Source organism: Streptomyces avicenniae, from assembly GCF_000719135.1.
GTDB classification, from domain to species: domain Bacteria; phylum Actinomycetota; class Actinomycetes; order Streptomycetales; family Streptomycetaceae; genus Streptomyces; species Streptomyces avicenniae.
The window spans coordinates 43,749-70,569 of sequence record NZ_JOEK01000013.1; the positions used below are offsets into that span (position 1 = coordinate 43,749).

The following is a 26,821-nucleotide window of genomic DNA, read 5'->3' on the forward strand; positions in this document are numbered from 1 at the left end:
TTCAGCCCGGCACGCAGCGGACGAGCGCGGCGCGGACCTGGTTCAGCCCTTCCGCCCGCCAGCGGTCCCTGTCGGGCATCTGGTCGGCCTGGCGCCAGCGCCAGGCGGAGAACAGCGCCCAGTTGAGGGCGCGGCAGCGGTCGATCAGGCCCTGGTCGGCGCCCGGGTAGTGCTCCGCCACGTCCTCGGGCGCGTGGGCGAGGTCGAACTCGACGGGCCCGCGGCAGCAGGTGGCGAGGTCCACGAACAGCGGCCCGCTCCGCGTGGCGAGCAGGTTGCCCGGATGCGGCTCGCCGTGCAGCAGCTGGTCGGCCTTCCCTGTGCCGATCTCGGCGCCCAGTCCACGGAGCGTTGTGTCGAGGAGTTGCCTTTCGGCGTCGGGCAGTTCGGGGGACCGCTCCCGGTCGCCCACCTCCCTGAGCGCGGCGGCGATCCGATCGGTGAAGTGCGGCGCGTCCAGTTCGACGCGACGCAGCGCGGCGTGGTGCCGCAGGAACGCGTCCGCGTAGGCGGCCGGGGCGATCTCCGCGCCCACGGGCTCGTAGTAGGTCCACAGCGAGACGGCGAACCCGTCCCTCACGTGGACACGCGGCGCCACCCGCGGATCGAGCCCGGCCACCGGGGCGCCGACATCGGCGAGGCGGCGGGCGACCTCCACCTCGAACGTCGATTCGGCCAGATGCCCGGCGGGCGCGACCCGCGCCAGCACGTCGCAGGGGACGAGGCGCAGCGCGACACGGTCCGAGTCGTGGACGACCACCACGTCATCGACCCGCAGCCCCAACTCCGACGCCGTCACCCGTCCCGCCTCCACGGCGCGCCGCAATTCCGATGGCTCCATACGGTCCTCCCTCGTCGCCGCCCAGCATCGCAAGCAAAGCCCCCAGAGCCACAGAGTTCCTCGCCCGCCCACGACGACGCCTTGACGTCCTCAGCAGCTCGCCCGAAGCACCCCGGCACGGCCGTTCGGCCTCTCCGGGGCCGGGTAATCTTGCCAGGTCGTCCGAAGGCACCATGACAGAGCTGGGTCGAATGCTCTCCTCACCTGGCAGAAGAATCCGCGTCGCCGGCGGTCTCGCGCTCGTGGTGTTGCTGACCGCGCTCCTGCGTCTCGCGCTCGCGCCTGCGGATCAGTCGCCGGAAGCCGCGCCCGAGGGCGGAAGCCGCGCATGCGCATCCGTGGTGTCCGCAGTGCCGGAGAGCGTCGCGGGCAACGAAAGGCGTGAGACGACGGCCCCCGGCACCGCCGTCTGGGGCGACGGCCGGATCACCCTGCGGTGCGGGGTGCCGCCGCTGAGCCCGACACTCGACCTGTGCATGAGCGTCAACGGCGTCGATTGGGTGCTCGACGAGGCGAGGGCCCAGGACGGTGGCCCACGTGTCCTGACGACGTACGGCCGCGATCCCGCGATCGAAGTCGCGATCGAGGATCCGAGCCCACCGCCAGGGGACATCCTGGTGGATCTGAACAGCGCCGCCGAAGCAATCCCTCAGGGCGACCACACATGCGTCTCCCTCACCGACGTGCCGTGACCTGAACCGGGCGCCGCCCACACCGCCTCGGCCCCCGGCCACAGCCACGACACCCGCATACACGCGCCCCCGGCATCGCCGCACCTCCTCCAGCCCACCGACCATCCCGTGGACCGGTGGCCCTGGTGCGACGAGGCGTTCGCCGAGGCCGGGCGGCGCGACGTGCCGGTGCTGCTCAGCGTCGGGTATGCCAGCTGCCACTGGTGCCAGTAGCTGAAGACAGCCCGGTGGTCCTGCCCTGATGTGTTGCCGAAAGGTTCTGGGACGAGTGCGCTCGGTGAGGGAATGGAGGTGGGGAAAGCTGTCTCACCCGAAGCGGAGGATCAGCGGGCCTGCCGCGTTGTAGCGTGATAGCGGCCCAACTGCACGGAGGAGACGTGACCGCACAGCCGGAGCACCACACCGAAGCACTGATCCCGCGCCCGGAGCGGACCATCACCGCTCTCAAGGCTGCCCTTGCCGTCGTGGCCCCGGACCGTCTGCCGGAGATGCAGACCGAGCAGGCTGAAGCGATCACCAGGGCCATCGACTCCGACACCCTCGATCCTCTCCGAGGGTTCCTCCTCCGATGGACCGTCGTGGTCGAGATCGAACGGCATCCGGAGACAGCCACCAAGCTCCGCCGAGCCGAGTACCTCATGCAGGTGGCGGAGGACCCTGTTGACTCCAGGCGTCATGCCCTCACCGCCGCAGAGATCATTCGAGCCGCTTACCGGGTGCTGGGCGCGTGAGGTGGTCCTGGGAGTACCTCCCCAGTGAGGAGTACGTGGTCAGCGGAGCGCCGCCGGCCTTCGTCGCCGAAGTCGAGAAGACGGCTGCCGAACTCGTTCGAGCTGCCGAAGCCCTCTATCTTGACGGGACCTCGTACCGGGGCGAGAACCCGAAGAGCAGGACCGCCGACGTCCCGGGCGGCATGTTCGAGTACCTGACCGTCGTACGACATGAGCAGATCTACATCGTCCAGGTCACATACCTGTAGGTCGCTGGAAGCTCGTCCGCTCTGCCTGCCGGTGCGGAGTCCGATCGGCGCGGCGGCACGGGCGCGGCGTGAGTCCGTCGCGTTCAGTAGGCCAGGGTTGGCCGAACCGGAGCGTGCAACGATGGGGGCATGAACCGGCTGGCTGACGCGACGTCGCCCTATCTTCTCCAGCACGCCGACAACCCCGTGGACTGGTGGCCGTGGTGCGACGAGGCGTTCGCCGAGGCCAGGCGGCGCGACGTGCCGGTGCTGCTCAGCGTCGGGTACGCGAGCTGCCACTGGTGTCATGTCATGGCGCGCGAGAGTTTCGAGGACGCCGAGCTGGCCGCGTACCTCAACGAGCGGTTCGTGTCCGTCAAGGTGGATCGTGAGGAACGGCCCGATGTGGACGCCGTGTACATGGCGGCGGTGCAGGCGGCCACGGGGCACGGCGGCTGGCCGATGACCGTCGTCATGACGGCGGACGGCGAGCCGTTCTGGTTCGGCACCTACCTCCCGCCCCGGCCGGGCCACGGCCTCCCCTCCTTCCGCCAGGTCCTCGAAGGCGTCCACGCCGCCTGGCGTGACCGGCGCGGCGAGGTGGACGGTGTCGCCGCCCGGATCGCCGCCGACCTCGCGGGCACCGAGCGCGTGTACGACGCGCCGCAGCCGCCCGGCGCGGACGACCTCGCGGCAGCCGTACACGAGCTGGCACGGCAGTTCGACGAGGCACACGCCGGCTTCGGCGGCGCCCCGAAGTTCCCGCCGTCCATGACCCTGGAGTCCCTGCTGCGCCACCACGCCAGGACCGGGTCCGTCGAGGCGCTGCACCTCGCCGAGCGCACCTGCGAGGCCATGGCGCGCGGCGGCATCCACGACCAACTCGGCGGCGGCTTCGCCCGGTACACCGTGGACGCCGCGTGGGTGACACCGCACTACGAGAAGATGCTGTACGACAACGCGCTGCTGGCCAGGGTCTACACCCACCTGTGGCGCGTCACGGGCGCGGCCTGGGCCCGCCGGGTCGCGCTGAGCACGGCCGACTTCATGGTCCGTGAACTGCGCACTCCGCAGGGCGGCTTCGCCTCGGGGCTCGACGCGGACAGCGAGCTGCCCGGCGGCGGTCACGAGGAAGGCGCCTTCTACACCTGGACCCGCGCGCAGCTCGCCGAGGCCCTGGGCGAGGGCGACGCCGTACGGGCCGCCGCCGCGTTCGGCCTCATCGACGACGCGCCCGTCCTGCGCCTGCCGCACCCCGCCGATGAGCCGCCGGAGGACCTGCGCGCCCGGCTGCTCGCCGCCCGCGCCCTGCGCCCGCGCCCCGCCCGTGACGACAAGGTGATCGCGGCCTGGAACGGCCTGGCCGTCGCCGCGCTCGCCGAGGCCGGGGCCTGCTTCGACCGGCCCGACCTCATCACGGCGGCGGCGGACGCGGCGTCGCTCCTGGCCGAGGTGCATCTCGACGCCGCCGGGCGCCTGGCGCGCACCTCACGCGACGGCCGCCCCGGGCCGAGCATGGGCGTCCTGGAGGACTACGGGGACGCCGCCGAGGGCTTCCTCACCCTGCACGGCGTCACGGGCGACCCGGTGTGGCTCGGCCACGCGGGCACGCTCCTGGAGACGGTGCTGACACGGTTCCGCAGCGAGGACGGCGCCCTGTTCGACACCGCGGACGACGCGGAGCGCCTGATCAGCCGCCCGCAGGACCCCTCGGACGGCGCCACCCCTTCCGGCTGGACGGCGGCGGCCGGTGCGCTGCTGTCGTACGCCGCGCTCACCGGCGACGAACGGTACCGCCTGGCGGCGGACGCGGCGCTCGGCATCGTGACGCCGCTGGCCGGGCGCTCGCCCCGCTTCATCGGCTGGGGCCTGGCGGTCGCCGAGGCGGCCCTCGACGGGCCGCGTCAGGTGGCGATCGTCGGCCCGCGCGGCGACGCGGCGACCGCCGAGCTGCACCGCACCGCCCTGCGCGCCACGGCCCCGGGCGCCGTCGTGGCCCTCGGGGCGCCGGGCGCCCCGGACGAGGCACCGCTGCTCGCGGACCGCACGGCCAGGGACGGACGGGCGACGGCGTACGTGTGCCGTGGTTTCGTCTGCGAACTGCCGACGACGGACGCGGCGGTCCTCGCCGGGCAGCTGGGGCGCCAGGGCTGAGGCCCGGCCGCTCCCGTCGGGGGAGCGGCCGGGGCACGCGTCACGTGTGCTGGTAGGCCACCAGCGACACGCCGACGTAGTGCACGATGAACGCGGCCAGCGTGAAGAGGTGGAACACCTCGTGGAAGCCGAACCAGCGCGGCCACGGGTCGGGCCGCTTCAGGCCGTACACGATGCCGCCCGCGCTGTAGAGCAGCCCGCCGACCAGCACGAGCGTGAGCACCGCGCTGCCGCCCGTGTCCAGGAAGTCCGGCAGGAAGAACAGCGCGGCCCAGCCGAGGGCGATGTAGCAGGGCGTGTACAGCCAGCGCGGGGCGCCGACCCAGAACACGCGGAACGCGATGCCTGCGAGGGCGCCCGCCCAGATGCCCCACAACAGGATCTGCTCCCGTGCGCCGTCGAGCAGCAGGATCGTGAACGGCGTGTAGGTCCCCGCGATGATCAGGAAGATGTTCGCGTGGTCCAGCCGCCGCAGCAGCGCGGCGACGCGCGGGCTCCACTCGCCCCGGTGGTACAGGGCGCTGATGCCGAACAGCAGGCAGGCGGTCAGCGTGTAGACCGCGCAGGCCAGGCGGGCGCGGGGCGAGTCGGCGAGCGCGGTGAGGAAGACGCCCGCTATCAGGGCGGCGGGGAACATGCCGGCATGCAGCCAGCCACGGAGCAAGGGCTTGGCGAGCGAGGTCATGCCGCTGATGGTACTGGCCCCGCGCCCGCGGCCGGGGCCGCTCACATGAGCCGCTCTGGACACAGACGAGAGAAGCAGGCAGTATCAGATGAGCGGGGTCGCTCATCCGATGAGCGCCCGTGTTTTGTGCGCGATTCGCAGAAGAAAACCCTCAACTGTCAGGAGCGAACGTGACGCTGACTCCAGCAGCTCCCGTCGCCGCCCACGCCCCGACCCGCCACCGCGACCTCCTCGCCTGGGTGCAGGACATAGCCGCCCTCACCGAGCCCGACGAGATCGTCTGGTGCGACGGCTCACAGGAGGAGTACGACCGCCTGTGCGCCCTGCTCGTCGAGCGCGGCACCTTCACCCGTCTCGACCAGGAGAAACGGCCGAACTCGTACTACGCCGCCTCCGACCCGACCGACGTCGCCCGCGTCGAGGACCGCACCTACATCTGCGCGGAGCGTGAGCAGGACGCGGGCCCGACCAACAACTGGATGGCCCCCGCCGAGATGCGGGAGATCTTCGCCGGGCAGGGCGGGCTCTTCCGTGGCTCCATGCGGGGCCGGACCATGTACGTGGTGCCGTTCTGCATGGGCCCGCTGGGCTCGCCGCTCTCCGCGCTCGGCGTGGAGATCACCGACTCGGCGTACGTCGCCGTCGCCATGCGGACCATGACCCGCATGGGCGCCGACGTGCTCCGCGAACTGGGGGACGACGGCGCGTTCGTCCGGGCCGTGCACTCGGTCGGCGCGCCCCTCGCCCCCGGGGAGAAGGACGTCCCCTGGCCGTGCAACCAGGTGAAGTACATCTCCCACTTCCCGGAGTCCCGCGAGATCTGGTCCTACGGCTCCGGCTACGGCGGCAACGCGCTGCTCGGCAAGAAGTGCTACGCCCTGCGCATCGCGTCCGTGATGGCCAGGGACGAGGGCTGGCTCGCCGAGCACATGCTCATCCTCAAGCTGACCCCGCCCGACGGCGAGCGGCCGACGTACGTGGCCGCCGCCTTCCCGTCCGCCTGCGGCAAGACCAACCTCGCCATGCTGCGGCCCACGCTGCCCGGCTGGACGGTGGAGACCATCGGCGACGACATCGCGTGGATGCGCTTCGGCGACGACGGCAGGCTGTACGCGATCAACCCCGAGGCGGGCTTCTTCGGCGTCGCGCCCGGCACGGGCGAGGCGACCAACGCCAACGCCATGTCCACGCTGTGGGGCAACTCCGTCTTCACCAACGTCGCCCTGACGGATGACGGCGACGTCTGGTGGGAGGGCATGACGGACACCCCGCCCGCGCACCTCACCGACTGGCGCGGCAACGACTGGACGCCCGACTCCGGCACCCCGGCCGCGCACCCCAACGCGCGGTTCACCGTCCCGGCGGCCCAGTGCCCGACCATCGCGCCCGAGTGGGAGGACCCCGCCGGGGTGCCGATCTCGGCGATCCTGTTCGGCGGACGCCGCGCCACGGCCGTGCCGCTGGTCACCGAGTCGTTCTCCTGGCGCCACGGCGTCTTCCTCGGCGCCAACGTCGCCTCCGAGAAGACCGCCGCGGCCGAGGGCACGGTCGGCGAGCTGCGCCGCGACCCGTTCGCCATGCTGCCCTTCTGCGGCTACAACATGGGCGACTACTTCGGCCACTGGCTGAAGGTCGGCGAGCGGGCGGCCGACCCGGCGAAGCTGCCGAAGATCTACTACGTCAACTGGTTCAAGAAGGACGCCGAGGGCGGCTTCGTCTGGCCGGGCTTCGGCGAGAACATCCGCGTCCTCAAGTGGATCGTGGAGCGCCTCGACGGCGGCGCCGAGGGCGTCACCAGCCCGATCGGCGTCCTCCCGGCGCCCGGCGCGCTCGACACGGAGGGCCTCGGCCTCACGCCCGAGCAGCTGGACTTCCTGCTGGAGGTGGACCCGGGCATCTGGCGCCAGGAAACGGCGCTGATCCCCGACCACCTCAAGACGTTCGGCGACCACACGCCCGAGGGGCTGTGGGAGGAGTACCGCGCGCAGGCGGAACGTCTCGGCTGACCGCGCGCGGCACAAGACGGCCCCCGCACAACGGCGTGCGGGGGCTGTCGGCCGTTCTCTCTCCTGCGCGCCTCAGTACTGGGCGTAGCCGTCCAGGAACGAGCCGATCCGCTCGATCGCGTCCGTCAGCTGCGCCGCCGACGGCAGCGTGACGATCCGGAAGTGGTCCGGCTCGGGCCAGTTGAAGCCCGTGCCGTGCACGATCATGATCTTCTCCGCGCGCAGCAGGTCGAGCACCATCTGCCGGTCGTCCTTGATCGGGTAGACCGCCGGGTCGAGCCGGGGGAACGCGTACAGCGCCCCGCGCGGTTTCACGCAGGTGACGCCCGGGATCTTCGACAGCATCTCCCACGCCGCGTCCCGCTGCTCCCGCATCCGGCCGCCCGGCAGCACCAGCTGCTCGATCGACTGGCGGCCGAAGAGGGCCGCAGCCACCGCGTGCTGCGCGGGCACGTTGGCGCACAGCCGCATGTTGGCGAGGATCGTCAGGCCCTCGACGTAGCTCTTCGCGTGGTCCTTCGGCCCGCACACCGCGAGCCAGCCGCAGCGGAACCCGGCGACCCGGTAGTTCTTCGACAGGCCGTTGAACGTCAGCGTCAGCACGTCGGGGGCGATCGCCGCCGTCGAGGTGTGGGTGGCGTCGTCGTACAGGATGCGGTCGTAGATCTCGTCGGAGCACAGGACGAGGCGGTGCCGCCTGGCCACGTCCGCGAGCTGCCGCAGCATCTCGTCGTCGTAGACGGCGCCCGTGGGGTTGTTCGGGTTGATGATCACCAGGGCCTTGGTGCGGTCGGTGATCTTGCGTTCGATGTCGGCGATGTCCGGCATCCACTCGGCCTGCTCGTCGCACCGGTAGTGCACGGCGGTGCCACCGGCCAGCGCCACCGACGCCGTCCACAGCGGGTAGTCGGGCGCGGGGACCAGCACCTCGTCCCCGTCGTCCAGCAGCGCCTGCATGGCCATCTGGATCAGCTCGGAGACGCCGTTGCCGAGGTAGATGTCCTCGACCGACAGGGGCACGCCCCGCGTCTGGTAGTGCTGCATCACCGCGCGCCGCGCGGACAGGAGGCCCTTCGCGTCGCCGTAGCCGTGGGCCGTGGCGACGTTGCGGAGGATGTCCTCCAGGATCTCGGGCGGGCAGTCGAAGCCGAACGCCGCCGGATTGCCCGTGTTGAGCTTGAGAATGCGGTGGCCTGCCGCCTCCAGCCGCTGTGCCTCGTCGAGAACCGGGCCCCGGATCTCGTAGCAGACGTTGGCGAGCTTGGCCGACTGAAGCACCTGCATCATGCCCGCAACCTTACGACCGTGTAACACGGCCCGCCGTGTGTTTTCCCCCACGCGGGTGGTGCCCGGCCCGCGAGGGGACGCTACGCTCCCTGCCGCGCACATGCCGCGACACACCTCCTGTCCATCCCCACAGGCCATCGGAGTCGCCATGATCATCCCGCTCGACACGCTCGCCGACGAGATCGTGGACCACCGCTTCAAAGGGCTCCCCCCTGACGCGGCGGGCCGGACGGTCCGCGACCTGGCGGCGGAGCGGCGCGACCTGTACACGGGCGGTTTCACCACGCCCGTGCTCACGCTGTCCGCCGAGGCCGTGCGGCACAACCTCACCTCGATGGAACGGTTCGCCGGGCGGCACGGGCTCGCGTTCGCCCCGCACGGCAAGACGTCCATGGCGCCGCAGCTCTTCCAGCGGCAGCTCGACCACGGCGCCTGGGGCATCACCGTCGCCGTCCCGCACCAGGCGCGGGTGGCGCGCGCCTACGGGGTGCCGCGCGTGTTCCTCGCCAACGAGCTGGTGGACCCGGCGGCGCTCGCCTGGCTGGCCGCCGAGCAGGACGACGACCCCGTCTTCCGCTGCGTCTGCTACGTGGACTCGGTGCGGGGCGTCGCGCTGATGGACCGCGCGCTGCGGGACGCCGGGGCGGGGCGTCCGGTCGAGGTCGTGGTCGAGCTGGGCGTCCCCGGCGGGCGTACGGGGGTGCGGGACGCGCGGGAGGCCGCCGCCGTCGCGGACGCGGTGGCCGGTACGGGCACGCTGCGGCTGGTGGGGGTCGCCGGGTACGAGGGCGAGGTGCCGGACGCGGACACGGCGTCCGTGCGCGCCTGGCTGGGGTCGCTGGGCGCGCTGGCGGAGGAGTTCGACACGGCGGGGCGGTTCGCGGGGCTGCCGGAGATCGTCGTCAGCGCGGGCGGCAGCGCGTGGTTCGACGTGGTGGCCGAGGCGTTCGAGGCGCTGCCCGAGCTGTCGGCTCCGGTGCTGCGGCTGCTGCGGTCGGGCGCGTACGTGAGCCATGACGACGGGCGGTACCGGGACGTCACGCCGTTCAACCGCGTGCCGCAGGAGGGGTCGCTGCTGCCCGCCTTCCGGCTGTGGGCGCAGGTCGTCTCGCGGCCCGAGCCGGGGCTCGCGCTGATCAACGCGGGCAAGCGGGACGTGGCGTACGACCTCGGGCTGCCCGAGGTGCAGGCGGTGCGGACGCCGGACGGGCGGGTGCGCGGCGGGGGCGGGCTGGCCGTCAGCAGGCTGGCCGACCAGCACGCCTTCGTGACGGGCGCGGAGGCCCCCGAGGTCGGCGACTGGGTGGCGCTCGGCATGTCGCACCCGTGCACGATCTTCGAGAAGTGGCCGCTGATCCCGCTGGTCGCAGGGGACGGCACGGTCACCGACTACATCCGCACCTTCTTCTAGACAGGGGTGCCTGCTAGACGGGGGTGCCTTCCAGACAGGGGTGGTACCGGGCACGCGGGGGCCGCCCGCGTGCCCGGCGCCGGATCAGGGGAGGGCCGCCACGTGCGGGCCGACCACGTCGGACCAGGCGTTGCCGGAGGCCGCGTCCCAGTTCACCGACCAGGTCATCGCCCCGCGCAGGTCGGGGTAGGTGCGGTCGGGCACGAAGCTGCCGCAGTTCGTGCCGCGCGTCAGGCAGTCGAGCGCGGCGTTGACCACCGAGGGCGCGACATAGCCGGAGCCCGCCGCGCTCGGCGACGCAGGGACGCCGATGCCGACCTGCGAGGCCGCGAGGCCGCTCTCCAACTGGATGCAGGCGAGGGCGGTGAGGAAGTCCACGCTGCCCGACGAGTACACCTGGCCGTCGCAGCCCAGCATCGAACCGCTGTTGTAGTACTGCATGTTGACGACGGTGAGGAAGTCCCGCGTGTCCAGGGCGAGCTGGAAGTACTCGCTGCTCGTGTTCTGCATGTCGATGGTCTGCGGCGCCATCGTGTAGACGAGGCTGTCGCCCACCGCGTCGTGCACGGTGTTCAGCGCCTGGGTCAGGTGCTCGGCGTCGATGCCGTGTTCGAGGTCGATGTCGAGACCGTCGAAGCCGTACTCCTCCATCAGCCCGAGCGTGCTGTCCGCGAACGCCTGGGCGGACGCCGGATCGGTCACCGCGACCGAGCCGTTGGCGCCGCCGACCGAGATGATCACCGAGGCGCCCTCGGCCTGCTTGGCGGCGATGTCGTCCTTGAACTCCTGTTCCGACGCGTACCCGAGGGACGGGTCGAGCCGGAAGTCGATCGCGCCCGGCGTCGCCGTGGACTCGGCGAACGAGACGGCGATGATGTCGTACGCGTCCGACACGTCGCGCAGCTTCTGCACGACCGAGCCGTTGTCGAAGTTGTGCCAGTAGCCGGTGAGGGCGTGCCGCGGGACCGCTGTGGGGGAGGGGTCGGCGCCGGCGGGGGCGGCCGTGGCGAGGGTGCCCGCGGCCAGGAGGCTCAGCGTGGCGGCTGCCACGGCGATGCGCGGCGCCCGCGTACGGGCGCGCGCCTGGGGGGTGCTGTCCACTTCGTCTCCGTGGGGTGGGGGTGTGGGGGTGTGGGACGAAACGGTGGCCACCGTCATGCAGGAGATTGGTCCAGACCAGCGCCGCTGTCAATGGTGCGGACACAGACGGCAGTTCGCCGCTGTTCCCCGCACCCGCGATATCGATAAGCTCCCGACTGGCAGACCCAGCGACGTCACTGACGGGTGCTCAGCCCGGGGGGAGCGGCATGCCGATCGCCATCGCGGTCACCAGCGCGGACCTGGTGCTCCCGCCCACCGACCAGAACACCCCGGGCGCCCATGTCCTCACGCCCCCGCAGGCCCAGGAGTTCACCGACGCGCTCGCCGAGACCGCGAAGCTCCTCGACCAGCACGGCCACCTCGTCACGTTCTACCCGACGACCACGCCGCGCGCGTTCGTCCAACGGCTGCACACCGTACGGGCGATGCTGGAGTCCGACCGGATCGCGCTGCTGCCCAGCGCCCTCCCGCCGCTCGGCACGGCCGTGCTCGTCCGGCAGCTACGGCAGCTGTCGGTCTGCGACTTCGCCCCCGGCGTCCTCGGCGCGTCCACGCGGCTGCTGGCCCACTACGTCTACGCGGGCGCGCTGTTGGCCCCCGGGGCACGCCTCGACCGCGTCCCCGTCGCCTTCCCCGCCGACCCGGCCGGCGTCCCGAAGCCCTCTGGCCAGCGCGCCGTCCTCGCGGGGCCCACGCCGCAACTCGTCCGCGCCGACGGCGAAGGAACCCTCGCGGGGCCGCAGTTCTCCACCGCTCTGACGTACGCCCCCGGTGCGCTCGGCAACGGCAGCGAGTGGGTGACCGGCCGCCTCGCCCGCCAGTGGCAGGTACGCGGCCTCCACCCCGTGCCGCTGCCCGCCGAGTCGGCCGACTGGTGGGGCACCGGGAAACTCGTCGAGTTCGCCGCCGCCATCCCGGACGTCGCGCTGCTCTACCAGATGGTCTCCTCCATGCGGCAGGAGACCTGCCACTGGTGCGGCCTGACCCTGATCGGCGACCGCTGCGCCTTCTGCTCCGCCCCCCTGGTGCACCCCGACCGCGCCCCCCGCGCGGCCATAGGCCAGGCCAGACACCGCGCGCTCACCCCGGGCGCCCCCCACTGACCGGCCGCGGCCCGGGAAACCGGCGGCCCTCCGTACGCGTAGGACGAGGACGAGAAGGTAGAGACACTGCATGAACGCCCGCCAGCGACGCGGCACCCTGCTGCTGATCGCGTCCGTCCTCCTCGCGCTCGGCGCCTTCGCGGGCGTGGTCGCCGTCGTCAACGACGTCGAGTCACGCGTCGGCCCCGAGCGGACGGCCTACGAACTCGCCGAGGACGTCGAGCCGTACGAGCGGGTGACGGCCGACCAGCTCCGCGAGGTCAGCATGCCCGAGCGCTACATATCCGAGACCACCGTCACCGACCTGGACCAGATCGACGGGCAGGTCGCCGTCGGACCGCTGAGCGAAGGCTCGCTCCTCCAGACCGACATGCTCTCCGACCGGCCCGAACTCGACCCGGGCCAGCAGGAGATCGCCGTCATGATCGACGCCTCCACCGGCGTGGCCGGGAAGATCTATCCCGGCGCCGCCATCAACATGTACGCCGCCTACCGCGTCGAGCCGCAGGGCACGGGCGAGGGCGGCGGCAGTGACGACGGCTACGAGATCGTCCAACTGATGGTCAACAACGCCGAGGTCATCGAGGTCGGCGACCTCACCGAGGTCGAGGACGACGACGGCACGGCCGAGGCCGTCCCCATCACCTTCGCCCTCGACAACACCGACGCCCAGCGCGTCACGTTCGCCGAGGCGTTCGCCGAACAGGTCAGGCTGGCCCTGGTCGCGCCGGGCGACGAGCAGGAAGTCCCGCCGGAGGACCGCACGTACACCATCATTGGTGACATCAACGGCGATCCGCACGCGGATCTCGACGCGCTCGTCCCGTAAGGATCAGGTGGACCCGATGACCACGCGCATCCTCCCCGCGGTGGGCGACCCGGACGCCGCCCGTTCGCTGATCACCCTGCTCAGCCAACTGCCGGACAGCGAGCCGATGCGCCCGGTGCCCGACTCGGCGGGGCTGCTCGACACGCTCGCCTCGCTCGCTCAGGAGTCGGTCGCGGGCCCGCCCGAGGTCGTCGTCGTCCACGAACGCATCGGGCCGCTGCCCGCGCTTGAGCTGATCCGCGAAGTCGCCCTGCGCTTCCCGGCGGTGGGTGTCGTCCTCGTCTCCGCCGACCCCACCGCCGGCCTCTACTCGGCCGCCATGGACGCCGGGGCGCGCGGCCTCGCCGGGCTGCCCCTGTCGTACGACGAACTCGCCGCACGCGTCGGCGCGGCGGGCCAGTGGGCGTCCGGCATGCGCCGCCACCTCGGCGCGGGCGACGCAGGGCCCGCCACGCCGGGCGGCCGGATCGTCACCGTCTCGGGCGCCAAGGGCGGCGTCGGCACGACCGTCGTCGCCGCCCAGCTCGCGCTGGCCGCGCAGACCGGGCCGTTCGAACGCGGCGCCGTCCTCGTCGATCTCGACCTGCTCGCCGGGGACGTCGGCTCGTACTTCGACGTGCAGTTCCGCCGCTCGGTGGCCGACCTCGCGGGCATCGCCGACATCACGCCGCAGGTGCTCGCCGAGGCGGTCTTCGCCCACGAGACGGGCCTCGCCATGCTCATCGCCCCCGCCGAGGGCGAGCGCGGCGAGGACATCACCGACACCGCCGCGCGCCACGTCCTGCACACCGTCCGCTCCCGCTACGACGTCGTCGTGGTGGACTGCGGCTCGCACATGAACAGCGCCGTCGCCGCCGCCGTCGAGATGGCCGACGTCGCGCTGCTCGTCACCACACCCGACGTGATCTCCGTGCGCGCCGTCAACCGCATGGTCCGCATGTGGGACCGGCTGCGCATCCGCAAGGCCCAGGACACCGTCACCGTCGTCAACCGCATGGGCCGCGGCAGCGCCATCCAGCCGCAGCTCATCGCCCGCATCACCGGCACGCAGGTGGCGCGGTCCGTCGTACCGGCGGGCTACCGCGACCTCCAGGAGGCCCAGGACGCCGGACGCGTCCAGGACATCGACGCCAAGTCCCCCGTACGGCGGGCGCTGTGGGCGCTCGCGACCGAGCTGGGGCTCGTCCCGCCCGAGGCCGCCCCCGCCGGCGGCAGGCGACGCGGCAGGCGGGGATGACCGGCCGGGCGGCACACCGCGCGCCGGAGCGGGACCGGGGCTCGACCCTCGTCGAGTTCGCCGGGCTGTTCCCGCTCGTCGTGCTGATGATGGCCGTCATCTGGCAGTGCATCCTCATCGGTTACGCCTTCTCGCTCGCCGGGAACGCCGCCGACGCCGGGGCCCGCGCCGGAGCCGCCGCCCGGGGCGACGCCGAGGGCGCCTGCGCCGCCGCCGCGACGGAGGACCTGCCGGGCGGCTGGGACGCGTCCGTCTCCTGCCCGCTGGAGGGCTCCGTGCGCCGCGCACACGTCGAACTGCGCGTCCCCGTCCTGTTCCCCGGCGCGTTCAGCCTGCCCGTCACCGTCACCGGCACGGCGGGCGCGGCCGAGGAGGACCGGCCGTGACGGCGCGGCGCGGGCGCGACCGGGGCGTCACCGCCGTCGAGTTCGTCGGCTGGGTGCCGATCCTGCTGATCGTCGCCCTCGCCGCGCTCCAGCTCGGCGCCGCCGGATACGCCGCCCTCCAGGCCGGATCCGCCGCCCGCGCCGCCGCGCGCCTCGCCGCGCAGGAGGAGACGGAGGACGAGTACGTCGCGGGCGGGCTCGCGTCCCTCAGCGACGCGCTGGCGGACGGCGCCAGCGTGGACCGCACCGCCGCCTGCGGCGACGAGACGACCGTGACCGTCAGCGTCGTCATCCCGCAGGTCCTGCCGTTCCTGAACGTCGGCACGGCCAGCCGGACCGTGACCATGCCCTGCGACTGACCCGACCCCCGTCCCCGACCCCGACACCAGCGACCGAGGAGGCAACCATGGCCCTGCGATCCCGCGTCACCGCCCCCGGCGAGCCCGCCGCCACAGGACCGGGCGACGGCCGACTCGTCGCGACCTACCGCGCGAAGCTCCTGGAGGAGATCGACCTCGCCGAGATGTCGTCCCTCGACATCGCGGAACGCCGCGACCGGCTCGAACGCGTCCTCGGCCACATCCTCAGCCGCGAGGGCCCCGTCCTGTCCACGCAGCAGCGCGCGCTCCTCATCCGCCGTGTCGTGGACGAGGCGCTCGGCCTCGGCATCCTCGAACCGCTCCTCGAAGACGCCTCGATCACCGAGATCATGGTCAACGGCCCCGACCACATCTACGTCGAGCGGTCGGGGCGCGTCGAACGGCTCCCGCTGCGCTTCGCCTCGGACGACCAGCTGATGCAGACCATCGAACGCATCGTCTCCACGGTCAACCGCCGCGTGGACGAGTCCAATCCGATGGTGGACGCGCGCCTGCCCACCGGCGAGCGCGTCAACGTCATCATCCCCCCGCTCTCCCTCAGCGGCGCCACGCTCACCATCCGCCGCTTCCCCCGCGCCTACACGCTCCCGCAGCTCATCGGCTTCGGCACCCTGGACGAACAACTCGTCCTGCTGCTCTCGGCACTTGTCCGCGCGCGGTTCAACGTCATCGTCTCCGGCGGCACCGGCTCGGGGAAGACCACCCTGCTCAACGCGCTCAGCGGCCTCATCCCCGAGGGCGAGCGCATCGTCACCGTCGAGGACGCGGCCGAACTCCAGCTCCAGCAGAGCCACGTCATCCGGCTCGAATCCCGCCCGCCCAACATCGAGGGCAAGGGCGAGGTCACCATCCGCGACCTCGTCCGCAACTCCCTGCGCATGCGCCCCGACCGCATCATCGTCGGCGAGGTGCGCGGCGGCGAGACCCTCGACATGCTCCAGGCCATGTCCACCGGCCACGACGGCTCGCTCGCCACCGTCCACGCCAACAGCGCGGAGGACGCGCTGCTGCGCATCCAGACGCTCGCGTCCATGTCGGAACTGCACGTCCCCTTCGAGGCGTTGCGCGACCAGATCAACAGCGCCGTGGACATCCTCGTCCAGCTCGTCCGCCACCCGGACGGCACGCGCCGCCTCACCGAGATCGCCGTCCTCGCCTCCCACGGCCGCGAGTCGTTCCGCATCGCCACCCTCGCCGAGTTCCGCGTACGGCCGATGGGCGCCGACGGCCGTGTCCACGGCGCCTTCGTCCACCACCCCCTGCCCCGAGCCGTCGCCGACCGCCTCTACCTGGCGGGCGAACAGGTCCCCGCCGCCTTCGGCGTCCACCTCGACGACTCCCACCTCAGCACCCGGGAGGCGAGCTGACATGGAGAGCGACCTCTCCCTGCTCACCATCGGACTCACCGTCCTCGCGCTCGTCCTCGGCATCGCGGGGCTCCAGATGTGGACCTCGGGCCGCGCCCAGCGCCGCGACCTCCTCGACCGGCTCAGCGCGACCGCCGCCCTCCCGCCTGGCAGCGGCGGCGGGACGCCGGGCCGACGCCGCCGCTTCGACTCCCTCGACCGCCGCCTGCGCGGCACCGAGCTGGGCCGCCGCCTGCGCCGCAAGCTCCAGGCGACCGGACTCGACCTGACGGTCGGCGAGTACGCCGCGTACGTCCTCGGCGCCGTCGCCGCGCTCTGGCTGATCGGCGCCGCCGTGCTCGCGCCGTTCTTCGGACCGCTGTGCGGCATCGTCGCCCTCTGGGGCGGCAACGCCTTCCTCAACTGGCAGCGGGCGCGCCGTACCGAACGCTTCATCGGCCAACTCCCCGAACTCGCCCGCCTCATCGCCAACGGCACCGCCGCCGGACTCGCCATGCGCACCGCGCTGTCCATGGCCGCCGAGGAGATGGACGAACCGGCCGGGGCCGAACTGGCCACCGTCGCCAACCAGCTGGCCGTCGGCCGCTCCATGGAGGAGGCGCTGACCGAGCTGGGCGACCGCCTCCCCTCCCGCGAACTGAACGTCCTGGTCACCACGTTGATCCTCGCCAACCGCGCGGGCGGCACGATCGTCGCCTCCCTGCGCAACCTCACCACCACCCTGGAGGAGCGCAAGGAGACACGGCGCGAGGTCCGCACCGTCCTCGCCGAGGTCAACGCCACGGCCGTCACCGTGCCGCTGCTCGGCGTCGGCGCGCTGCTGATGCTCAACGGCATCTCGCCGGGCTCCCTCAGCCGCGTCACCGGCAGCACAGGCGGCCAGATCGCCATGGTCGTCGCGCTGGCCCTCTACATCGTCGGATTCGTCGTCGTGCGCCGCTTCGGCCGGATCGACGTCTAGCCAGGAAGAACAGGACAAGCCAATGGTGGGACTGCTGCTCGGCCTCGCGATGGGCGCCGCCGTCCTCGGCATCGTCACCGCGCTCCGCATCCTGCGCGCCGGTACGCCGCTGCCACCCGACCTCGCGGTCGCCCTGGAGATCGGCTCCACCCGCGTCTCGGCCGGCGGCTCCGCGATCGACCGCCTCGGCATGCGCTTCGCCCCCCTCGTCCTGCGGCTCATGGGCAGCCGCGCCGTGGACCGCAAGCGCCGCCGCATCGACCAGGCGGGCAACCCGGGCGGCCTCACCATCGACCGCTACGCCGCCCGCCGCGCCGTCTACGGCGTCTTCGGGCTGCTGACGACCGTCAGCTTCCTCTCGGCGGGCCAGCCCGTCCTGGCGCTGTTCAGCGTCGCCTTCGGCGCCTTCGCCGCCGACGCCGCCATCTGGCAGGGCGCCCGCGAACGCCGCGACGTCATCGACCGCACGCTGCCCGACTTCCTCGACGTCCTCGCCGTCGTCGTCGCCGCGGGGCTCGGCTTCCGGCAGGCCCTCGACCGCGTCTCCGCCCGCTACGAGGGGCCGTGGGCCGACGAGATCCGCATCACCCTGCGGCAGATGGACATGGGCGTGCCGCGCCGCCAGGCGTTCGACGAACTGCGCAGGCGCAACGACTCCGAGCCCGTCAACCAGTTCGTCTCCGCCCTCCAGCAGGGCGAGGAACTCGGCGCGCCCATCGCCGACACGCTGATCCAGATCGCCACCGACATGCGCCGCACGGACGCGCAGAACGCCCGTCGCCGCGCCGCCCGCGCCATACCGAAGGCGACGATGGCCACCCTCGTCTTCATGGTCCCGGCCACCATGATCATCATCGTGACCGGGATGATCCTCGGCTCGGGGACCGATTTCGGCGCGATCCTGGGGGAGTGACCCTCCCCTCGCCGCGGCGCTGTTGCGGCGCTGTGCGCCGCCTGTTACGAATCCGTGGAGAAGCCCACGCGACGGGCCGCGTAGGCTTGGTCGGAAGGGGGTGTCACCCATGGCACAGGGCGATCTCGACGTCACCTACCAGGACATGCACGACGCGGCGGACCACCTGCGTGACGCGAAGGACGAGCTGAGGACCAAGCTCGACCAACTGCGCGTCTACATCACCGACCTCGTGTCCGACGGCTATGTGACGTCACAGTCGTCGGTACGGTTCGACGCGCTGTACGAGGAGTTCACCACCGGCGCGCGGGACGCCGTCGAGGCGCTCGTGGGCATGGGGGACTTCCTCGACGGAGCGGCCGACGGCTTCTCCGACCTCGACCAGCAGCTGGAGGAAGGTCTCCGCGACTAGGGTCCGTCTTCGGGTCTTGTCGGTCCCGGGAAGATCGGAAGACGGGCCTTGGCGCCGGGGCCCGGAGGGAGGAGCGGCATGGCCGACAAATGGGTGGACACCGTCACGGTCGAGCGACAGGGATTCCGTATCTCGGTCCCCGACTCGTGGTGGGAGTTCGACCTGCGTCCTGAGACGCGGGACAACAGCATCCGCCGCATGGTGGACGAGCGCGTCAGCAACGTGCCGGAGATGGCGGAGCACCGCGAGGTCGTCACCTCGTTCCTGCGGCGGCAGGCGCGGCAGGCGTGGGACTCGGGGGCGGTCTACTGCGGCTGCATGGCGCAGAGTTTCGGCGGCGGCCCGCCGATCACCGCGTCCGTGACCGTCTCGATCGTGGGCGCGCGCACGTCGTCCGGCGAGGTCCTGCCGACCGACCCGGCCGCGATCGTCGGCCAGTTGGGCACCCGGGTCGCCCGCCGCGAGGGCGACGCCTGGCGCGACGTGACCACCGTGGACATCCCCGAGGTGGGCACGGCGGCCAGGACGCGGGGCGTCGAGGACATCAGCGTCCCCGGCGACACCCGCACGATCCGCGCGGTGCTGATGCAGACGTTCATCCCCGTGCCGGGCGACCAGCAGGCCGTCGCGCTCGTCGCGGGCAGCAGCCAGGTGCTCGACCTCGCCGACTCCTTCTTCGACGTGTTCGACGCGATCACCTCCACGTTCCGCTTCACGGCGGCGTGACGAGACCGAGGACGGGAGAGGAGGGCACATGGCGGACAGCGGCGAGCGGATGGCGATCCCGCTCACGGAACTGGCCGAGTTCGGACCCCAGTTGCGCAGCGTCAGGGAGTACATGAACCGCACGGGGGACACGTTCGACTCGTACAACGACTCGTTCGGTGACGACCGTGTGGTGGACGCGCTGGACAGCTTCGTGAACGGCTGGAAGGACGGCCGGGGCGACATCAGCGAACAGCTCGAAGGGCTCGCCGAGATGGCCGACACGGTCATCCAGACGGTGAACGACTTTGAGGCGGAGCTGGAGGCCACCCTGGACGGCGACGGGGGCGGCGGCGACCAACAGGCCGTCTGAGCACACGCGCCACGGGTTTCACGGCCCGGCGCACCGGGCACCGTCCCGGATGCGCCGGGCCGTTCCTGATGTGGTGTCATCTGATCGGATGGTCCCGCTGCCGAAGGCACGGCCGGTGTGGCACAGTCAGATCCGACAGGGGTACGGGTTGGCCTGTGGGGAGGGGGACCGACATGAGACGGCGCGTCGTCAACCGAACCGCCGCCGGGCAGACTTGTCCGCCGGTTCCCGTACCACGGCGGGACGCTCCGCAGTACCGTGAGGGCGGCAGCACGACAGGCTCGGAGAGGCCGCCCGCACCGGCCCCGGCCGGAGGAGAGGGACACCATGAGCAGGTTGACGCTGAGGTGGCTGCACACCATCACCACGCGGCTCCAGGGCCGTTACACGGACCGCGGCGCGGGCTTCGTGGAATACGCGGGCCTGCTGCTGCTGATCGCAGGGATCGTAGGCGCCGTCATCGGCCTCGGACTCGCCGATCGGATCGGCAACTTCATCTCTGCGCAGGTGGACAGCGTCATCGGCTGAGACACCGGCCTCGGAGTGCCGCCGACACGGGCGCGGTCTTCCCGCTGTACATCTGGATGGTCTCGGGGCTTCTTCTCATCGCCCTGACGTTCTTCGTCTTCGCCCAGGCCGCGTCGTTGCGCGGCGGCGGGCAGTCGGCGGCCGACGCGGCGGCGCTCGCCGCGGCGCAGGAGGCCAGGGACCGTCTGTTCGAGGACCTGCTGGACGCGGTGGACACGGACGGCGGCCTCGATCTGGGAGGCATCCTCGACGGGGACGACTTCGACGTGCCGTCCGCCTGTCAGGCCGCGGAACGCCTCGCGGCGCGCAACGGCGCCACGCTTCAGGAGTGCGGGATCGCCGGTGGACGCGCGGGCTACGAGGTGCGTGTCCTCACCGACGACGCCATCGGTGAGTCGGTGATCCCGGGGACCGAGGGGCGCAGGGCCGAGGCGGGCGCCGTCGCCGTCATCGAGGGCCTGTGCACGGCGCCCGAGCCTCCTCCCGAGGAGCCCGAGGAGCCCGACGACCCGGACGAGGAACCACCCCCGGACGAGGACGACGGCGGCGAGGCCGACGAGCCCGATCCGGTTCAGCTCGACTGCGGCGACGACGAGTGGAGCATCGACCCGGACAACGAGGACGAACTCCCCGATCCCCGCGACCTGTTCCACGTGTACCTGGAAGACTGACCCCCCATACGTTGACGCACGAAGGACCGGCGCCCGATGGATCTCCGCGACAGCAAGTCCCGCCTCATCCTCATCGTCGTGGCGCTCGGCGCCGCGCTGGTCGTCGCCGTGGCCAGTTGCTCGGGCGGCGGCGGTGACAGTGGTGACGACGCGCAGGGCCGCGAGGAGGCGTCGGAGGGCTCACCCTCCGACGACGGTGCGGCGGGGGAGGAGTCCCCGGCCGAGGAGGAGCCGGAGGACGACGAGCCGGGCGAGGTGCTCGCCGAGGTGTCCGGCGAGGTGGACCTCACCCTCGCGGTCACCCGTGCGGAGCGGGAGGAGGGCGGCTTCCTCACCCTGGAGGGGACGCTCCACAACGGCGGATCCGACGGCTGGCTCGACCTCGGGTGGTCGGGCCCGGAACAGGAACTGGACCAGAACGGCTTCTCGATGGCGGGCGCCACCGTCGTGGCGAGGACCGAGGGGAAGCGCTACCTCATCCTCCGTGACACCACGGGACGTTGCCTGTGCACCGGGTTCGGCGAGCCCATCGACCCCGGGGCCACCGTCTCCTGGTTCGCCCAGTTCCCCGAGCCCGAGGCGTCCACGAGCGAGATCGAGTTCCAGGTGGGCAACATGCCTCCCGCGACCGTCCAGATCCGTTGAAAGGGACAGAGGATGACCTTCCGCACTGAACGTGCCGCCCGCGGCGCCGTGGTCGCCCTCACCGGCGCGGCCGTCCTGGCCTTCGGCACCCCCGCGATGGCCGACGAGGTCACGCCGGAGACGGAACAGCCCCCGGGGTACGAAGCCCCGGCATCCCCGGAGATCGACCCGGACTCGCCCGGTCTGATGCTCGGGGACGGCGCCGAGCTGGCCCCGGCCCGTGTCCTCGACATCAAGTTCATCACCGAGGACCTCGGCGGTGGGGCCGACGAGGGAGACGAGCAGGGGGGAGGCGGGGAGAGCGATCCCCCGCCGTCCGGCGGCGAGGACGAAGGGGAAGGCGGCGGCCAGCAGCCGAACGGTGGCGACGGCGGCCAGCGGGAGGAACAGGTCGGCTCGACCCGGAAGTTCACCCTCCAGACCGATGTGATCTTCGGCGAGGGGAGCAGCGAGGTCACGCCGGAGACCGAGGAGGCCCTCGCCGAGGTCGCCGCGGCCATCGAGGAGTACCGGCCCGACCGGGTCAACGTCTTCGGCTTCACCGACGACCAGGGCTCGTACGAGAGCGGTCGCAGCCTGTCAGACGAGCGCGCGAGCAACACCCATCAGGCGCTGCTCGGGCTCATCGAGGACCCGTCCGCGATCGTCTTCAACGTCCGGGGCTACAGCGAGGACTATCCGCTCTACGACAACGCCACGGAGGACGGACGGCAGCGCAACCGCCGGGTGGAGATCTCCTGGCCGACGGGGGAGTGACCCGCCGCTCTTCCACCCTCATCCGTTCGGCTGCCACTGCGTCGCCGTGACGAAGTAGGTCGGCAGGTCGCGGTTGGTGGGATTCGTCTCCACCCGGTCGATCCACAGCAGCGTGACCGACGCGTCGGGGTTCTCGGTGCAGATGCCCATGCCCTCGTGGATGCTGTGGCCCTGGAGCACGTCGTCGGGCGGCACCGGATTGGGCAGGGGCGACTCGTGCGCCGCCGTGTAGCACTCCTCGGCCGACACGTCCGGGTCGTCCACCGTTCCGGCGAAGGTGTCGGGATCGAACGATATGCCGTCGTCGCTGGCGTTCTCCTGGTCGCAGAAGAGGTATTCGAGCCCTGTGCTCTCGCCGAGGTGGTCGAAGCTCCCGTACCCGATGTCGTTGAACACCTCGACGCGTTCGAGGCTCACGACCGTCACCTGGGCGCCGTGACACTCACCGGCGAACACGTCCACGTCCTCCCGGTAGCGGGGCGCGCGGATGGTCAGCTCCGCGTCGCTCAGCGACTCCCAGTACGGCGCGTCCGGGTCGGTGTCCGGCGGCGGCTGCCTGCTGGCCGTCGCCGAGGGCTCTCCCGTGGCCTCGTCCGGCGGTGGGGCCCCCTCCGACGGGGGTGCGGTGTCCGGTGGGGTGGTGGTGGGGGTGTCGGCGTCCGCCGCGTCCGGGGTCTCCCGGTCGCCGCCGTCCAGCAATTGCGTCGCCAGCACTCCGCCGACGATCGCCGCCACCACCGCCGTCGCCGCCATGGCGACGGCCGTCCTGCGGCCCCCACGCGCGGGCGCGGCGGCGGGTGGCGCGGGCACGGGCGGGGGAGTCGCCACCGAAGGCGTCGCCGCCCGCTGCCCCACCGCCGCCGCCACCGGCGGCGGCAGCCAGCTCTCCGCCCGCTGGAGCGTCCGGCCGGGCGACAGCCTCCGGCACGCCTCGATCACCTGCCCGGGCGTCGGCCGTGCCTCGGGCGCCTTCGCCAGACAGGCCCGGATCAGCCCGGCCACCTCGGGCGGCACCGCGCCGAGATCCGGCTCGTCCTGCACCGCCCGGTACATCACGGCGTGCGCCGCGCCCTCCCCGAACGGGTGACCGCCCGTCGCCGCGTAGTAGGTCACCAGGCCCAGCGTGAACACGTCCGTCGCCGGTCCGACCGGCGCGCCCGTGATCTGCTCGGGCGCCATGTACGACGGCGTCCCCACCCGAACGTCCGTGCCCGTGAGCGCCGTCGCGTCCGCCGCCCGCGCGATGCCGAAGTCGATGACCTTCGGCCCGTCAGGGGCCAGCAGCACGTTCCCCGGCTTCAGGTCCCGGTGCACGATCCCCGCCGCGTGGATGCTCGACAGCGCCTCCGCGACGCCGCCCATCAGCAGCAGCACGGTCGCCAGCGGCAGCGGCCCGTGGTCGCGCACCGCCTCCGAGAGCGGCATGCCCGGCACGTAGGCCGTCGCCAGCCAGGGCGCGGCGCCCTCCGTGTTGCTGTCGAGCACCGGCACGGTGTACACGCCGTGCACCTGGCGCGCCGCCCGTACCTCCTGCTCGAACCGGCGCCGGAAGTCCGGGTCCTCGGCGAACTCGTTCCGCACGAGCTTCAGCGCCACCGGCTGCCCGCCGCGCGTATAAGAGAGGTACACGGTGCCCATTCCGCCGGACCCGAGCCGCGCCATGAGGCGATAACCGGCCACCTCGCGCGGATCCTCCCGGCCCAGCGGCCGGAACGGCGACGGCGTCTCGAACCCTGCCACGGCGTGACCCCCCACAGGTGTGTCGGCTGCGCAGCGCATCCTACTGGCCACCGTCCGCCGCGGTGCGTCCACGCCCGGCGGGGGTACCGGAGGAGACGTGAGCGACTTCACCTACCCCTGGACCGGCGTCACCCGTGACCTGCGCGACGACGCGCCCCCGCCCCCGGGGACGCGCCTGATGCGCGTGCGCGCGGACGTCGGGCGTGGCGCGGACGCCTGGGAGGCCGCCGTCCGCGCCCTGCTCGGCTGGGACATGCACCGGGCGACGCGTGGGCTGCGCGTGCGGACGGCGGCGCCCGAGGCCGTCCCGGGCGCGGAGGTGGTGCTCGCGGCCGGGATCGGGCCGCTGCGGCTGCGCGCACCCTGCCGCGTGGTGTGGACGACGCGCGATCCCGACCGTGCCGGCTTCGCCTACGGCACGCTGCCAGGACACCCCGTACGGGGGGAGGAGTCGTTCATCGTTGAACGACGCTCCGACGGTAGAGTGTCGCTCACGGTGACAGCCGTCAGTCGTCCGGCCGCGTGGTACCTGCGCGGAACTGGGGTGGTCGGACGAGCCTCTCAGCGGACAATCGCACACAGTTACGCCCGTGCGCTCGGACGGCTCTGTGCCAAGGGGTCACGGCGTCGCTGACCGTGCGGTATCGTTCCGAGTGTTGGCAGTCGCTGACACCTTTTACGGCCAGTGTCGCCATTCCCACCCCGGCGGCAGCTGGCGGGGCGATCGTGAGCCACCCCCCCCCGCTCCGATCCCGCCCCATCAACGGGCCGGTCTGTCCTTCCCCCCCACTTGGACAGACCGGCCCGCATTACGCTCGGGGCCGTGTCCGCCCCGCTGTTGATCCCGCTGGCCGCCCTCTGGGGCGTGCTGACCGGCGCGCTGGTCGCCCGGCCCGGCTACCGGCTCGCCGTCGAACCCGGCGAGCCCTGGCGTGCGGCCTGCCCGGCGGGGCATCCGCTCGCCCCCGGCGCGACCGGCTGGGTGGGGACCGGACGCTGCGCCGACTGCGCCGCGCCGCTGTCCCCCGCCGCCGCCCGTACGCCCCTCGTGCTGACGTCCGTGACCGCCGCCGTGTGCGCCGCGCTCGCGGCGGCCGTGGGGGCGCGGCCCGAACTGGCCGTCTGGCTCGCCGTCGCGCCCCTCGCCGTCCTGCTGGCCGCCGTGGACGCGGCCGTGCAGCGGCTGCCCGACGTGCTGACGCTGCCGCTGGCGGCCCTGGTCGCCGCCGGGCTCGGCGCGGCGGCGCTCGCCCCCGGCGCGGGCGGCGACTGGACGCGGGCCCTGCTGGGCGGGGCGGTCCTGGGCGGCGTGTACTTCGTCCTCTTCCTCGTCAACCCGCGCGGCATGGGCTTCGGCGACGTCAAGCTGGCCGTCCCGATCGGTGTCGCCCTCGGGTGGTACGGCTGGTCCACCGTGCTGCTCGGCACGTTCACCGGCTTCCTGCTGGCCGCCTGCTACGGGCTGACGCTGGTCGCGCTGGGCAGGGCGGGACGCAGGACGGCGGTGCCGTTCGGGCCCTTCATGGCGCTCGGCGCGCTGGCCGGTCTGCTCCTCGGCGGACTCGCCGCGTAAAACTCGTGCGCGGATGCCCCGAGACGGTCTCCGATGCGTTACGGTGGAAACCCCCCCTCGGGCCGGTCCGTAACCCCCCCCACGGACCGGCCCGCTTTCTGTTCCCAGGGGCGCGGGCCTCTCCCTCGTATGGCCGGATCCACCGGTTCCGGTTCTGGGGCCTGTGGGGCGGCAGTAGAGTTCCGGAGCACCCGAGCGGTCTCCGAGGGGTTGGGCACACGGCATGAGCGCGTTCAAGAGCGCGATGAAGAAGACACTGCGCCGCCTGGTCGTGCGCCTGTACGCATGGCGGGTGGAGGGGCGCCTCGACACCGACCGCGCCCCCAAGCACATCGGCGTCATCCTGGACGGGAACCGGCGGTGGGCCAAGGCGGCGGGCAGCACCACCAAGGAGGGGCACGAGGCGGGCGCGGCGAAGATCCGCGACCTGCTGGGCTGGTGCGAGGAGACCGGCGTCGAGGTCGTCACCCTGTGGATGCTGTCCACGGACAACCTCAGCCGGGAGCCGCGCGAGTTGGGGCAGCTCCTGTCCATCGTCGAGGGCGCGGTGCTCGACCTCGCCGCCGACGGCCGCTGGCGCGTCAACCACGTCGGCGCGCTCGACGTCCTGCCCGAGCGCACGCGCCGGGTCCTGCGGGACGCGCAGGAGCAGGCGGGGGACCGCAAGGGCATCCTCGTCAACGTCGCCATCGGCTACGGCGGCCGGCAGGAGATCGCCGACGCCGTGCGTTCCCTTCTCGCCAAGCGCGCCGCCGAGGGGCAGGCGCTCGAACAGGTGGCCGAGTCGTTGAGCGTCGAGGACATCTCGGAGCACCTCTACACGCGCGGCCAGCCCGACCCCGACCTCGTGATCCGCACCAGCGGCGAGCAGCGGCTGTCGGGCTTCATGCTCTGGCAGAGCGCTCATTCGGAGTACTGGTTCTGCGAGGCGTACTGGCCCGCGTTCCGGAAGGTCGATTTCCTGCGCGCCCTGCGGGATTACGCCGCGCGTGACCGGAGATACGGGGTCTGACGGGGCCCGGATGGCCGGGCGCGCGGGCCGCTGACCGGCCCGGTCACCCGGACGACACGCGCGGGCGCGGAGCGCCGCGACGCGCGCCGTCCGCA

Annotated in this window: 29 protein-coding genes and 1 pseudogene; 25 read left to right on the forward strand and 5 right to left on the reverse strand. The window is 72.5% G+C overall.

The window, feature by feature from the left end:
• Window position 1: 1 nt before the first annotated feature.
• Entirely contained in the window at window positions 2-841 is an 840-nt protein-coding gene (locus IF27_RS22275; protein ID WP_052851490.1) for a phosphotransferase, read from the reverse strand.
• A gap of 173 nt (window positions 842-1,014) precedes the next feature.
• On the opposite strand from IF27_RS22275, the gene IF27_RS22280 reads away from it, so the two are divergent.
• From IF27_RS22280 to IF27_RS22295, 5 genes and pseudogenes are all read left to right on the forward strand, one after another.
• Window positions 1,015-1,533: a DUF3515 family protein gene (locus IF27_RS22280; protein ID WP_190233073.1), complete on the forward strand. Its 519-nt coding sequence runs from the start codon at window positions 1,015-1,017 to the stop codon at window positions 1,531-1,533.
• 57 nt (window positions 1,534-1,590) lie between these two features.
• Window positions 1,591-1,740, forward strand: a pseudogene (locus IF27_RS30505) (DUF255 domain-containing protein); the annotation flags it as partial.
• Window positions 1,741-1,910: 170 nt separating this feature from the next.
• Window positions 1,911-2,264, forward strand: coding sequence for a hypothetical protein (locus tag IF27_RS22285; RefSeq protein WP_110946144.1), 354 nt, complete (start codon window positions 1,911-1,913; stop codon window positions 2,262-2,264).
• On the forward strand, window positions 2,261-2,512 hold the full coding sequence (locus IF27_RS22290; protein WP_052851492.1) for a hypothetical protein: 252 nt from the start codon (window positions 2,261-2,263) through the stop codon (window positions 2,510-2,512). Before IF27_RS22285 ends, IF27_RS22290 begins: the two co-directional genes overlap by 4 nt.
• Before the next feature lie 129 nt (window positions 2,513-2,641).
• Window positions 2,642-4,645: a thioredoxin domain-containing protein gene (locus tag IF27_RS22295; protein WP_052851493.1), complete on the forward strand. Its 2,004-nt coding sequence runs from the start codon at window positions 2,642-2,644 to the stop codon at window positions 4,643-4,645.
• Window positions 4,646-4,685: 40 nt separating this feature from the next.
• Here the strand turns inward: IF27_RS22295 and trhA are convergent, their stop codons facing one another.
• Complete coding sequence (gene trhA, locus IF27_RS22300) at window positions 4,686-5,330, reverse strand: PAQR family membrane homeostasis protein TrhA (protein WP_052851622.1); 645 nt, start codon at window positions 5,328-5,330, stop codon at window positions 4,686-4,688.
• A gap of 170 nt (window positions 5,331-5,500) precedes the next feature.
• Here trhA and IF27_RS22305 point away from each other — a divergent pair, with 170 nt between their 5' ends.
• Window positions 5,501-7,336 carry a phosphoenolpyruvate carboxykinase (GTP) gene (locus IF27_RS22305; RefSeq protein ID WP_110946145.1) on the forward strand — a complete coding sequence of 612 codons (1,836 nt, stop codon included), beginning with the start codon at window positions 5,501-5,503 and terminating at the stop codon, window positions 7,334-7,336.
• A gap of 72 nt (window positions 7,337-7,408) precedes the next feature.
• On the opposite strand, the gene IF27_RS22310 is transcribed toward IF27_RS22305, so the two are convergent.
• A complete protein-coding gene (locus IF27_RS22310) occupies window positions 7,409-8,620 on the reverse strand; it encodes a pyridoxal phosphate-dependent aminotransferase (protein ID WP_052851624.1) in 1,212 nt (403 codons plus the stop codon).
• Between the two features lie 151 nt (window positions 8,621-8,771).
• On the opposite strand from IF27_RS22310, the gene IF27_RS22315 reads away from it, so the two are divergent.
• Window positions 8,772-10,034 carry an alanine racemase gene (locus IF27_RS22315; RefSeq protein WP_052851494.1) on the forward strand — a complete coding sequence of 421 codons (1,263 nt, stop codon included), beginning with the start codon at window positions 8,772-8,774 and terminating at the stop codon, window positions 10,032-10,034.
• Window positions 10,035-10,118: 84 nt separating this feature from the next.
• Here the strand turns inward: IF27_RS22315 and IF27_RS22320 are convergent, their stop codons facing one another.
• On the reverse strand, window positions 10,119-11,192 hold the full coding sequence (locus IF27_RS22320) for a chitinase (protein WP_110946146.1): 1,074 nt from the start codon (window positions 11,190-11,192) through the stop codon (window positions 10,119-10,121).
• Between the two features lie 149 nt (window positions 11,193-11,341).
• On the opposite strand from IF27_RS22320, the gene IF27_RS22325 reads away from it, so the two are divergent.
• The 15 genes from IF27_RS22325 to IF27_RS22395 all read left to right on the forward strand — a co-directional run bounded on the left by IF27_RS22325 (window position 11,342) and on the right by IF27_RS22395 (window position 22,401).
• Entirely contained in the window at window positions 11,342-12,238 is an 897-nt protein-coding gene (locus tag IF27_RS22325) for a hypothetical protein (protein ID WP_052851496.1), read from the forward strand.
• A 70-nt stretch (window positions 12,239-12,308) separates the two neighbouring features.
• Window positions 12,309-13,067, forward strand: coding sequence for a Flp pilus assembly protein CpaB (cpaB, locus tag IF27_RS22330; RefSeq protein ID WP_052851497.1), 759 nt, complete (start codon window positions 12,309-12,311; stop codon window positions 13,065-13,067).
• Window positions 13,068-13,083: 16 nt separating this feature from the next.
• Window positions 13,084-14,304, forward strand: coding sequence for a CpaE/TadZ family protein (locus IF27_RS22335; RefSeq protein WP_052851625.1), 1,221 nt, complete (start codon window positions 13,084-13,086; stop codon window positions 14,302-14,304).
• Window positions 14,301-14,690: a TadE/TadG family type IV pilus assembly protein gene (locus tag IF27_RS22340; protein ID WP_052851498.1), complete on the forward strand. Its 390-nt coding sequence runs from the start codon at window positions 14,301-14,303 to the stop codon at window positions 14,688-14,690. Before IF27_RS22335 ends, IF27_RS22340 begins: the two co-directional genes overlap by 4 nt.
• Window positions 14,687-15,049: a TadE/TadG family type IV pilus assembly protein gene (locus IF27_RS22345; protein ID WP_052851499.1), complete on the forward strand. Its 363-nt coding sequence runs from the start codon at window positions 14,687-14,689 to the stop codon at window positions 15,047-15,049. Before IF27_RS22340 ends, IF27_RS22345 begins: the two co-directional genes overlap by 4 nt.
• A 47-nt stretch (window positions 15,050-15,096) precedes the next feature.
• Window positions 15,097-16,437 (forward strand): TadA family conjugal transfer-associated ATPase, encoded by a 1,341-nt coding sequence (locus IF27_RS22350; RefSeq protein ID WP_052851500.1) that lies wholly within the window; start codon window positions 15,097-15,099, stop codon window positions 16,435-16,437.
• Between the two features lies 1 nt (window position 16,438).
• Window positions 16,439-17,398: a type II secretion system F family protein gene (locus tag IF27_RS22355; RefSeq protein ID WP_052851501.1), complete on the forward strand. Its 960-nt coding sequence runs from the start codon at window positions 16,439-16,441 to the stop codon at window positions 17,396-17,398.
• A 22-nt stretch (window positions 17,399-17,420) separates the two neighbouring features.
• Window positions 17,421-18,311, forward strand: a complete 891-nt coding sequence (locus IF27_RS22360; protein ID WP_052851502.1) for a DUF5936 domain-containing protein — start codon at window positions 17,421-17,423, stop codon at window positions 18,309-18,311.
• A 109-nt stretch (window positions 18,312-18,420) separates the two neighbouring features.
• A complete protein-coding gene (locus IF27_RS22365) occupies window positions 18,421-18,723 on the forward strand; it encodes a WXG100 family type VII secretion target (protein ID WP_110946147.1) in 303 nt (100 codons plus the stop codon).
• 78 nt (window positions 18,724-18,801) lie between these two features.
• A complete protein-coding gene (locus tag IF27_RS22370) occupies window positions 18,802-19,449 on the forward strand; it encodes a hypothetical protein (protein WP_052851503.1) in 648 nt (215 codons plus the stop codon).
• A gap of 28 nt (window positions 19,450-19,477) precedes the next feature.
• A complete protein-coding gene (locus IF27_RS22375; protein WP_052851504.1) occupies window positions 19,478-19,801 on the forward strand; it encodes a hypothetical protein in 324 nt (107 codons plus the stop codon).
• A gap of 327 nt (window positions 19,802-20,128) precedes the next feature.
• Window positions 20,129-20,329, forward strand: coding sequence for a hypothetical protein (locus tag IF27_RS22380; protein WP_052851505.1), 201 nt, complete (start codon window positions 20,129-20,131; stop codon window positions 20,327-20,329).
• Window positions 20,330-20,385: 56 nt separating this feature from the next.
• Entirely contained in the window at window positions 20,386-21,000 is a 615-nt protein-coding gene (locus tag IF27_RS22385; protein WP_052851506.1) for a hypothetical protein, read from the forward strand.
• Window positions 21,001-21,036: 36 nt separating this feature from the next.
• Window positions 21,037-21,645 (forward strand): hypothetical protein, encoded by a 609-nt coding sequence (locus tag IF27_RS22390; RefSeq protein WP_052851507.1) that lies wholly within the window; start codon window positions 21,037-21,039, stop codon window positions 21,643-21,645.
• A gap of 12 nt (window positions 21,646-21,657) precedes the next feature.
• Window positions 21,658-22,401, forward strand: coding sequence for an OmpA family protein (locus IF27_RS22395; RefSeq protein ID WP_223291163.1), 744 nt, complete (start codon window positions 21,658-21,660; stop codon window positions 22,399-22,401).
• A gap of 18 nt (window positions 22,402-22,419) precedes the next feature.
• Here the strand turns inward: IF27_RS22395 and IF27_RS22400 are convergent, their stop codons facing one another.
• Window positions 22,420-24,141, reverse strand: a complete 1,722-nt coding sequence (locus IF27_RS22400) for a serine/threonine-protein kinase (protein WP_052851508.1) — start codon at window positions 24,139-24,141, stop codon at window positions 22,420-22,422.
• Window positions 24,142-24,238: 97 nt separating this feature from the next.
• On the opposite strand from IF27_RS22400, the gene IF27_RS22405 reads away from it, so the two are divergent.
• The 3 genes from IF27_RS22405 (at window position 24,239) to IF27_RS22415 (ending at window position 26,726) form a co-directional block, all read left to right on the forward strand.
• A complete protein-coding gene (locus tag IF27_RS22405; RefSeq protein ID WP_052851509.1) occupies window positions 24,239-24,775 on the forward strand; it encodes a DUF1990 family protein in 537 nt (178 codons plus the stop codon).
• 189 nt (window positions 24,776-24,964) lie between these two features.
• Entirely contained in the window at window positions 24,965-25,714 is a 750-nt protein-coding gene (locus IF27_RS22410) for a prepilin peptidase (RefSeq protein WP_110946149.1), read from the forward strand.
• A 223-nt stretch (window positions 25,715-25,937) separates the two neighbouring features.
• Window positions 25,938-26,726 (forward strand): isoprenyl transferase, encoded by a 789-nt coding sequence (locus tag IF27_RS22415; protein WP_223291164.1) that lies wholly within the window; start codon window positions 25,938-25,940, stop codon window positions 26,724-26,726.
• The last annotated feature ends 95 nt before the right edge of the window (window positions 26,727-26,821 follow it).